11 protein-coding genes are annotated in these 8,960 nt (G+C 39.6%); 3 read left to right on the forward strand and 8 right to left on the reverse strand.

The features are described from left to right. The 7 genes from rpsI to QZT73_RS04445 all read right to left on the reverse strand — a co-directional run. Positions 1 to 233, reverse strand: a 233-nt coding sequence (rpsI, locus tag QZT73_RS04415) for a 30S ribosomal protein S9 (protein ID WP_291786808.1), incomplete at its 3' end; no start/stop codon positions are given. Between the two features lie 12 nt (positions 234 to 245). Beyond that, complete coding sequence (gene rplM, locus QZT73_RS04420) at positions 246 to 689, reverse strand: 50S ribosomal protein L13 (RefSeq protein ID WP_291778066.1); 444 nt, start codon at positions 687 to 689, stop codon at positions 246 to 248. 121 nt (positions 690 to 810) lie between these two features. Further along, entirely contained in the window at positions 811 to 1,521 is a 711-nt protein-coding gene (locus QZT73_RS04425) for a pseudouridine synthase (RefSeq protein ID WP_291778100.1), read from the reverse strand. A gap of 66 nt (positions 1,522 to 1,587) precedes the next feature. Next, the gene (locus tag QZT73_RS04430; RefSeq protein WP_291786810.1) at positions 1,588 to 1,926 is read right to left on the reverse strand and encodes a septal ring lytic transglycosylase RlpA family protein; all 339 of its coding nucleotides are present in this window, start codon (positions 1,924 to 1,926) and stop codon (positions 1,588 to 1,590) included. A 28-nt stretch (positions 1,927 to 1,954) separates the two neighbouring features. Further along, the gene (locus QZT73_RS04435; protein WP_291778076.1) at positions 1,955 to 2,998 is read right to left on the reverse strand and encodes an ATP-binding protein; all 1,044 of its coding nucleotides are present in this window, start codon (positions 2,996 to 2,998) and stop codon (positions 1,955 to 1,957) included. A gap of 4 nt (positions 2,999 to 3,002) precedes the next feature. Further along, on the reverse strand, positions 3,003 to 3,692 hold the full coding sequence (locus QZT73_RS04440) for a response regulator transcription factor (protein WP_291778079.1): 690 nt from the start codon (positions 3,690 to 3,692) through the stop codon (positions 3,003 to 3,005). 150 nt (positions 3,693 to 3,842) lie between these two features. Further along, positions 3,843 to 4,631, reverse strand: a complete 789-nt coding sequence (locus tag QZT73_RS04445; RefSeq protein WP_291778082.1) for a DUF3108 domain-containing protein — start codon at positions 4,629 to 4,631, stop codon at positions 3,843 to 3,845. A gap of 173 nt (positions 4,632 to 4,804) precedes the next feature. Here QZT73_RS04445 and recA point away from each other — a divergent pair, with 173 nt between their 5' ends. Next, entirely contained in the window at positions 4,805 to 5,836 is a 1,032-nt protein-coding gene (recA, locus tag QZT73_RS04450) for a recombinase RecA (RefSeq protein WP_291778084.1), read from the forward strand. 49 nt (positions 5,837 to 5,885) lie between these two features. Here recA and QZT73_RS04455 read toward each other — a convergent pair whose 3' ends face one another. Next, the gene (locus QZT73_RS04455) at positions 5,886 to 7,130 is read right to left on the reverse strand and encodes an ABC transporter permease (RefSeq protein WP_291786812.1); all 1,245 of its coding nucleotides are present in this window, start codon (positions 7,128 to 7,130) and stop codon (positions 5,886 to 5,888) included. Between the two features lie 126 nt (positions 7,131 to 7,256). On the opposite strand from QZT73_RS04455, the gene queA reads away from it, so the two are divergent. Both queA and QZT73_RS04465 read left to right on the forward strand, forming a co-directional pair. Further along, positions 7,257 to 8,306, forward strand: a complete 1,050-nt coding sequence (queA, locus tag QZT73_RS04460; RefSeq protein WP_291778089.1) for a tRNA preQ1(34) S-adenosylmethionine ribosyltransferase-isomerase QueA — start codon at positions 7,257 to 7,259, stop codon at positions 8,304 to 8,306. A 103-nt stretch (positions 8,307 to 8,409) separates the two neighbouring features. Continuing rightward, a partial coding sequence (locus tag QZT73_RS04465) for a 2-C-methyl-D-erythritol 4-phosphate cytidylyltransferase (RefSeq protein ID WP_291786814.1) occupies positions 8,410 to 8,960 on the forward strand: 551 nt, incomplete at its 3' end.

Below are 8,960 nucleotides of genomic sequence, written 5' to 3' on the forward strand. Positions count from 1 at the left end.
CTGGCTGCCTCGGCCTGTCCTTTGATGCCACCGCCGTCTACATTGATATTGATGTCATATGAACCATCTACACCTACTAGTGCAAGGGGTTGTTTTACGACAATCTGATGCAGATCAAATGGGAAGTAAACGTCAATCGATCTGTTGTTAACAGTGATCTCCCCTTTTCCCGGTTTCATGTAGATTCTTGCAACAGATGTCTTTCTTCTACCGATTGTATTGATAATTTCCATGAACTGCTGAGATTAGAATTTGATTTCTTTAGGCTGTTGTGCAGCGTGGGGATGCTCAGCGCCATTGTATACAAAAAGGTTTCTGTATAATTGTCTGCCTAACCTTGTTTTAGGTAGCATTCCTCTAACTGCTTTTTCTACCAAAATAGAAGCAGATTTTTGCTTCAGTAATTTTGGTGTAGAAATGCGCTGACCACCTGGATAGCCAGTATGGCGCACATAGACTTTCTCGTCCATTTTTCTTCCGGTCAATCTGACCTTGTCTGCATTGATGACAATCACGTTGTCTCCGCAGTCCACGTGAGGGGTATAGTAAGGCTTATGCTTACCCCTTAGGATTTTGGCGACCTCACTCGAAAATCTGCCTAAAACCGCAGCCTGGGCATCCACTACCACCCAGTTTTTCTCTACAGTCGCAGCATTCGCTGATTTGGTCTTGTAGCTTAATGTATCCACTGTGTAAATGTTTAATTATTAGCTTGTTAAATATACTTCACCCTCAAAAAGGGACACAAAGATAGAAGTAATTTCTTTTTATTGCAAAAGAAACAATATTATTACCCACATTTTCTAGCAGTTAGCGGTTTTTTTCCAGTTGTTTGACCAATACATCGAAGTCTTTGGGATATGGAGCTACTACTTCTATCCTTTCTACATTTAATCCTTGGAAGCCAATGGCATAGGCATGAAGCGAAACCCGCTGCATGATGGGCAGTTCTTCTGTACCTTTTTTGAGGTTAAATCGCCTTTTTAAGGCAGATAAATAAAGCGGCTTGCCTCCATACATCTCATCCCCGCAGATGGGTGACTTCAAATGGGCCAAATGTACCCTGATTTGATGCAGTCTCCCCGTGATGGGCTTACATTCCACTAAGCTGTAGGAATAATAAGTCCTTAAGGTATTGAAAATGGTCTGTGCAGGCTTGCCTTCTTTGGTTATCTTGGCGATGCCTTTATTGGTCGCATGGATGTTGCGGTCTACAAGAACCTCATTGTACTCGTGTACGCCTTCCACTACTGCATGATAGATTTTGCTGACTTTTCGGTCTTCAAACTGTATCGCTATGTTCCGATAAGCCTCTTGGTGTTTGGCGATAACCAGACATCCGGAAGTCTCCTTGTCCAAACGGTGACACACCTGGGCATCAGGGGTGTATTGTCGGGCAAGTTCCAGAATGTTCTGGGCTTCGTGCCTATCGTCCAATGTCGATAAATAGGGAGGCTTATTGATGACAAGGTAATCCTCGCTTTCAAACAGAATCAGTGTTTCAAAATCTATTTTCTTCATGGAACCCCCTTGCTTCTTCAATAAAGGTGCAAAGGTAGGGAAATGATCGCTCAAAAAAAATCCTTCTTATTTGTATCTGATTTCCACGTTTGCTATACCTGCATCTACCATATTAATTTTTTTGGCAGCCTTTCTGGAAAGATCGATTATCCGACCATCGACAAATGGGCCACGGTCATTTACCCTGACCTTGACTCGTTTTCCATTATCCAAGTTGACGACAGTAACTTTTGTACCAAAAGGAATTGTCCTGTGTGCTGCGGTTAGTTTTCTCTTTTTATAGGTTTCTCCATTTGCTGTTTGCCTACCATGGTATTTATCATGATAATAGGAAGCCTTACCTTTTTGAATGGTCTTTGGAGTGCATGCAAACAAACAGCAGCCACAAAAGAGGGGAATGAGCAAAATTTGCCTAAGGTGTAAATTAAAAAAATTAAACATTTTTTTCTATTGGAAGCTCAAAGCTGAAAATGGAACCCTTCCCTAAGGTACTGCTGACAGAAATTTTACTTTTGTGCCCTTCTAAAATATGCTTGACAATGGCCAAGCCAAGACCTGTCCCTCCTTTTTCCCTGGACCGGCTTTTTTCCACCCTGTAAAACCGTTCAAAAATCCTTTTCAAATCCTCGGGTGGGATTCCCTTCCCATTATCCTTCACCTCTACAGCGATGTGGTTTTTGTGGGTTTTTAGATCAATCTCCACCTCACCGCCATCGTTGTTGTATTTGATGGCATTAGAGATTAGATTTTGGCAGACCCTGAAAATCTTATCTTTATCTGCCCAGGTTTTGTATGATTTTTCTTTATCGTAGAAAAATCTGATCAGCATATCCCTTTTGGAGGCTTTTTGCTCTAATTCCTCAATGACTTCATGAATCAGATCCTTGAGATCAAAACTTTCAAAATGAAATTTGATCACTCCACTTTCCATTTGACTGAGCGTAAGGAGGTCATGTACCAGCTTATCCAAAGCATTTAAACTTTTTGCAGCTCTTTTTAAAAATTTCAAACGTACAGACTTGTCATCTACTGCACCATCCAGTAAAGTGTGTATATAACCTTGGGCAGCAAATATTGGGGTTTTTAATTCATGGGAAATGTCTGCAATAAATTCACGCCTGAAGGCTGCATTTTTTTGAAGGGTCTCAATTTCCCGATTTTTAGATTGCGCATAATTATTAATGGTTTTATTGATTTTACGCAAAGGTGAAATTGAAAGCCGCTCATTTTTTTCCGGAATGGATGTGTAGTCTTTCTTCTGGATCTTTTCAAGTACAGCGTAGATATTGCTTATTTCTTTGAAAACCAGGAACTCCAAGGTGACTTGCATCAAAATATAAGAAACCGAAAATGAAATTCCACCCGCTACCAACAATAAGGCCGGTGTGGCCTCATCGAGTAACAATAAAAATGCTACCGTCAGTGCAGCGATAGCAATAGCCAAAACCAATGAAATTCCACGGGATGTGGTCAGCATATAATTAATTGAGGTCGAACTTATAGCCTACTCCTTTTACAGTAGTGATATAATCATCGCCAATCTTTTCCCTCACTTTTCTGATGTGCACATCCACTGTTCTCGCCAGTACAAAGACATCAGCCCCCCAAATATTCTGCAAAAGATCATCTCTACTAAAAACCATATTAGGGTTTTTAGCTAGGAAATACAACAGTTCAAATTCTTTTTTGGGTAAGGTGATGGTTTTTCCTCCTTTATCGATGGTATAACTCGTTCTATCTATGGTCAGATCTTTGATTTTGATCTGGGTAAATTCCTGCTCTTTTTTGGATTCTCTACGAAATAATGCAGCAATCCGGCTCATTAAAGCTCTTGGTTTGATAGGCTTTGTGATGTAATCATCTGCTCCTACATCAAAAGCTGCAACTTCAGAATATTCTTCTGAGCGGGCTGTAAGAAAAATGATAAAGGTATTTTTCAGCTCTGGTACTTCCCTCAGTTGGCGACAGGTTTCTACACCATCCTGGTTGGGCATCATTATATCCAACAAAATCACATCAGGTAAAAATTTTGAAGCTACTTTTACCGCTTTTATACCATCTTCAGCAGCTGCTACATCATAACCCTCTTTTTTTAAATTATAGCTAAGGAGGTCTACAATATCAGGCTCGTCGTCAACGACCAATACCCTTACTTTTTGTTTATCACTCATTTCCTGTTGAGGAGTAAATGTTATTTAAATGTCACGCTAAGTTAGAAAAAGGCCTCATATAATTTGATTTTTAACAGTTCAGATATCAAAATACAACATAAAGTTTTTATTACCCAGCTCAATGTTACCTGATTATTACTTGATTGTAAATTAATTATTACGCAGGCCCTTGGCTTCAGTAATATCCATGTCGAGAGATCCAACTAAAAGCTTTGCTTTAATTTTTACAGGAATTTTATTCTCATCGTCAGTCACCCATACAGTAACGGGCTGTTCACCTCTAAATAGCTTATTTTTCGGCATTATGGGCGAAAATATGAAAGTTTCCATTTTGCCCAGTTTGGTATCAATAGAAGCTTTGCCCCCGTAGACCAGCCTTAGGTTGTAAATCTCCTTGTCAAAAAAGCCCTTGATGGATACAATATCTCCCTTCTTCAGCTTTTTCAACTCCATTGTACGCAGGAGGTAAAATCCGCTGACAATATCCTGAACATTTGAGGGAATCTTGTAATCTTTGGCATCGATTACCTCTTTGTTTTCTCTGTCATACAGACGGACATGTGCATTTTTATTCCTGTGGTCAAAAGTTACCCGCTCGTGCTTCCTATAGTTGCCCTCTTCAATATGGCGGTAAGATTCATAGGGGATAATTTTGGTCGTATCTAAATAACTTCCCCAGTTATCATTGACTTTGAAAAGTTTAAAAACCCCCAAAGTTTGTCCCAAAACATCAATTTTATAGGTTGGGCGCTCATTTTTTGTCTCTATTTTGGGCTGAATGAGCATTTTGGCCTCAGCCGCATTCAGAAAACCAAAACTCACCCTGAAAGTCAACTCTTCCCCCTGAATGAAAGCCTGATTTTTTTGGGCAAAAATATCCAAACTCATACAGGTGAAAAAAAATGCGACAATTACTGACTTTATTAAGTGATTTTTCATTAAATTAATAGCTGTACTGGAAGCTTTTCAAACTTTATTCCAATATTAGCAAAATATTGAAGAAGCCTGATTTTTGTTTACAAAAAGAAATACGTAAACCTTTTTGTAAGAGTTGGGTCTACTTTAAATAGCATTAATTCAAATCATTCATTTTAGATCTGTATATATAGCATATGAGTGCAAACGCCGAAAAATTAAAAGCCCTGCAGTTGACCATTGATAAACTGGAAAAAACCTACGGTAAGGGTACTGTAATGAAGTTGAGTGACAATAAGGTGCAGGATGTCCCTGCCATTTCTACAGGTTCTCTAGGTCTGGATATGGCTTTGGGAGTAGGTGGAATTCCCAGAGGAAGGGTGATTGAGATTTACGGACCGGAGTCATCCGGTAAAACCACCCTCACTATGCATTGCATAGCTGAAGCACAAAAAGCCGGCGGTTTGGCTGCTTTTATTGATGCAGAGCATGCTTTTGATAAAACTTATGCTGAAAAGTTAGGTATTGATATTGAAAACTTATTAATATCTCAACCTGATAATGGGGAACAGGCACTTGAAATTGCCGAGCATTTGATACGATCAGGAGCGATCGATATTATTGTGATTGACTCTGTGGCAGCTCTGGTGCCCAAAGGTGAATTGGAGGGAGATATGGGCGACAGTAAGATGGGGCTCCAGGCTAGATTGATGTCGCAAGCTTTACGGAAATTGACAGGGGCCATCAACAAAACAGGATGCTCTTGTATTTTTATCAACCAGTTGCGGGAGAAGATAGGAGTGATGTTCGGTAACCCTGAGACCACCACAGGTGGTAATGCATTGAAGTTTTATGCCTCTGTACGATTGGATATCCGGAGAATAGGTCAGATTAAAGAAGGTGCGGACAATGTCTTAGGCAACAGGACCAAAGTAAAAGTGGTCAAAAATAAAGTAGCTCCCCCTTTTAAAGTTGTTGAATTTGATATTATGTACGGACAAGGTATTTCTAAAGTGGGAGAGATCATTGACTTGGGAGTAGAGTTTGAAATCATAAAAAAGGCCGGTTCTTGGTTCTCTTATGAAGGCAATAAACTTGGTCAGGGAAGAGATGCTGTAAAAAACCTATTACTGGACAATCCTGAATTGATGGAAGAACTTGAAATCAAAATCAAAGAAAAAGCAGGATTAGGCAGCGGCGCAAAGGAAGTTCCTGGAGGTGAAGAATAATACTTACAAAAAGATAAACATAAAAAAGGGCGGATATTTCCGCCTTTTTTTATGCTGCTCTAATCGCCTCTACAGGATCTAGTCGGGCAGCTAGGGTAGCAGGAACAATCCCCGATACCACACCTATGGCAGAAGATATGCCGAGACCCAAAACCACATTTTTTAAGGACATTACGAGCTCTAAGGAGCCTAATTGAATAAATGTGATGGCATAGACTATCAAGATGCCGGCTACACCGCCGATCAAACTTAGAAATACTGCTTCAAATAAAAATTGAAATAAAATAAAGTAGTTTTTAGCGCCTAAGGATTTTTGTATCCCAATAATACTGGTCCGCTCTTTGACCGAAACAAACATGATGTTTGCAATACCAAACCCACCCACTAAAATAGAAAAACCACCAATTACCCAACCTGCAGCACTGATTACATCGAAAATGGAACCAATAGTGTTCATGATAAACTCCGATTTGTTCAATGAGAAATTATCTTCCTGTGTAGGCTTCAAGCCTCTTTTTGCACGCAATAGGCCAATCAGCTCATTTTCTAATGCAATTAGCCCCACATCTTCTTCATTTCCTTTGATAGCAATACTGGGTTCAATCCCATTTTGACCTACATAATACAGTTTGGTGAAGCTACCATAAGGAATCATTACTGCCTCATCTTTGGAAGCAATTTCAAAAAGCCCTTCTCCCTCTTCTTCAAACAGTCCAATTACAACGAATTTATTGCCCTTTATTTTGATTTCTTTGCCTATCGCATCCCTCCCAGGGAATAACGTATTGGCAATTTTAACACCAATAAGTGCCACGTTCCTGTTGGCATTGATCTCCAATTCTGTAAAAAAACGGCCTGATTCCAGTGGTATATCATATACATCTTTATAAGTGAAAACTACCCCAGTGAGATTTGTACCTTTATAAGAATTACTTCCAGCCTGAACAGTAGTATTGGCTGAAGCCGAAAAAGTAACCGACTCAGCATTTCTAAGTTTGTCCCTGAGGAAGGTATACTCGCTAAAGTTATTATAGGGTCTTCTGAAATATTTCCACCAAGGATAATCAGGACCGCCTACAAATTGAAATCGGTTTACAGTGACCACATTGCTCCCAAGAAAACTAAAGCTGGATTTGATGTTTTTTTCCAAAGAATCCACCAAGGTAAAAACGGCAATGATGGCAAAAATACCAACTGTCACGCCCAACAAAGATAAAATCGTTCTTGTGAGATTGGATTTCAAGGCTTGCATAGCAAACCTTACACTTTCCCATATCAGTTTGATGTAGATCACGTCTTTTTTGTAAAGTGTTAAAAACTAATTCCCAAGATAAGTAGAATTCGGGATTTTTATTATTAACTTTGCATTTTTTAAAATAAATCTTATTACCAATACGCAAGCAATTACAGATCAAATTATATGAAGTTATCAGACTTTAAACTCGAAGTTCCAAAAAAACTTATTTCTCTCTATCCAACAGACAACCGCGATGAATCGAGGTTAATGGTGGTGCATAGAAAAACCGGTGAAATAGAACATCGTGTATTTAAGGATATCATTGAATATTTTGGTGAAGGAGATGTTTTTGTCATGAATGATACCAAAGTATTTCCTGCCCGATTATATGGAAACAAAGAAAAAACCGGAGCAAAGATTGAGGTTTTTCTTCTTAGAGAATTGAATCCTGAATTGAGGCTTTGGGATGTCTTGGTTGATCCTGCCAGAAAAATCCGTGTAGGGAATAAGCTTTATTTCGGGGACAGTGACCTGGTAGCCGAGGTGATTGACAATACCACATCAAGAGGCAGGACTATTAGGTTTTTGTTTGATGGTTCGGACGAAGAGTTCTATAAAGCCATTGATACCTTGGGTGAAACGCCACTCTTAAAAGAAATCATTGAAAGGAAAATCGAGCCAGAGGACAGAGAGCGTTACCAAACCATTTTTGCCAAAAACGTAGGGGCAGTGGCTGCACCTACAGCAGGATTGCATTTTACCCCCCATCTTTTAAAAAGATTGGAATTGAAAGGTGTAGCAGTTTCTCCGATCACTTTGCATGTAGGATTGGGGACTTTTAGACAGGTGGATGTAGAGGATTTGACCAAACATAAAATGGATTCTGAGAATTATGATATTCCTTCAAAGACCGTGGAATTGGTAAATCAAGCCTTAGATGGCAAAAAAAGGGTTGTTTCTGTAGGAACAACAACCCTGAAAACCATTGAGTCCTCGGTAACGGCAAATGGAAGATTAAAGATGAGCAGTGGCTGGACAGATAAATTCATCATTCCACCATACGAGTTCAAAATAGCCAATGCGCTGATTACGAATTTTCATCTTCCGGAATCCACCTTATTGATGACGGCTTCTGCCTTTGGTGGATATGACCTCGTTATGAAAGCTTATAAAGAAGCAGTGAAAGAAAAATACAGGTTCTTCTCTTATGGAGATGCCATGTTGATACTATAAAATTTATAGGGGGCTCTCGGCCCCTTTTTTTATTCCTGATATTTTCTACAAATTTGATGGGGCTTCCGTGATATCAGGTGTTTTTGTAGCTTAAGTATTTGAAATGGAAAAATTTGCATTGATTGTAGCAGGTGGTACAGGTACCCGAATGGGTTCTCAAATTGCCAAGCAGTACCTGCCTATAGGAGAGAAGCCCATCTTGATGCATACCCTGAACAATTTTTATCAGACAGACCCTTCCATTGCCCTTACATTAGTAATTCCTGAAATAGATTTTGCATATTGGCGCATATTGTGCGATACTTATCGTTTTTCTATTCCCCACCAACTTGTAGCAGGTGGAAATAGCCGTTTTAAATCCGTGAAAAATGGCCTTGATACATTACCGGAATATGGTATTGTTGCTATACATGACGGGGTTCGGCCTTTTGTGAGCCAGGATGTGATACGCAATTCTTTTGAGGTGGCTGAACAAAAAGGGAGTGCAGTTGCTGTCATACCGTTGAAGGATTCCATACGGATGGTAAAAAGTAATGGAGCTTCGGTTTTCCAGGACAGACAAAGCTTCAGGCTTGTCCAAACTCCGCAAACATTTCAATTGGACCGGATAAAAAAAGCTTTTAAGGTAGATGAACTCGCGGTATTCACTGATGA

The sequence above is a fragment of the Cecembia sp. genome (assembly GCF_007126775.1).
Classification (GTDB): domain Bacteria; phylum Bacteroidota; class Bacteroidia; order Cytophagales; family Cyclobacteriaceae; genus Cecembia.

What these genes read in the sequence shown, in the direction of transcription:
- QZT73_RS04445 (WP_291778082.1), bottom strand. Translation starts at nt 4,631, where the DNA reads ATGAAAAATCACTTAATAAAGTCAGTAATTGTCGCATTTTTTTTCACC.
- QZT73_RS04435 (WP_291778076.1), bottom strand. Translation starts at nt 2,998, where the DNA reads ATGCTGACCACATCCCGTGGAATTTCATTGGTTTTGGCTATTGCTATC.
- QZT73_RS04440 (WP_291778079.1), bottom strand. Translation starts at nt 3,692, where the DNA reads ATGAGTGATAAACAAAAAGTAAGGGTATTGGTCGTTGACGACGAGCCT.
- recA (WP_291778084.1), top strand. Translation starts at nt 4,805, where the DNA reads ATGAGTGCAAACGCCGAAAAATTAAAAGCCCTGCAGTTGACCATTGAT.
- queA (WP_291778089.1), top strand. Translation starts at nt 7,257, where the DNA reads ATGAAGTTATCAGACTTTAAACTCGAAGTTCCAAAAAAACTTATTTCT.
- QZT73_RS04425 (WP_291778100.1), bottom strand. Translation starts at nt 1,521, where the DNA reads ATGAAGAAAATAGATTTTGAAACACTGATTCTGTTTGAAAGCGAGGAT.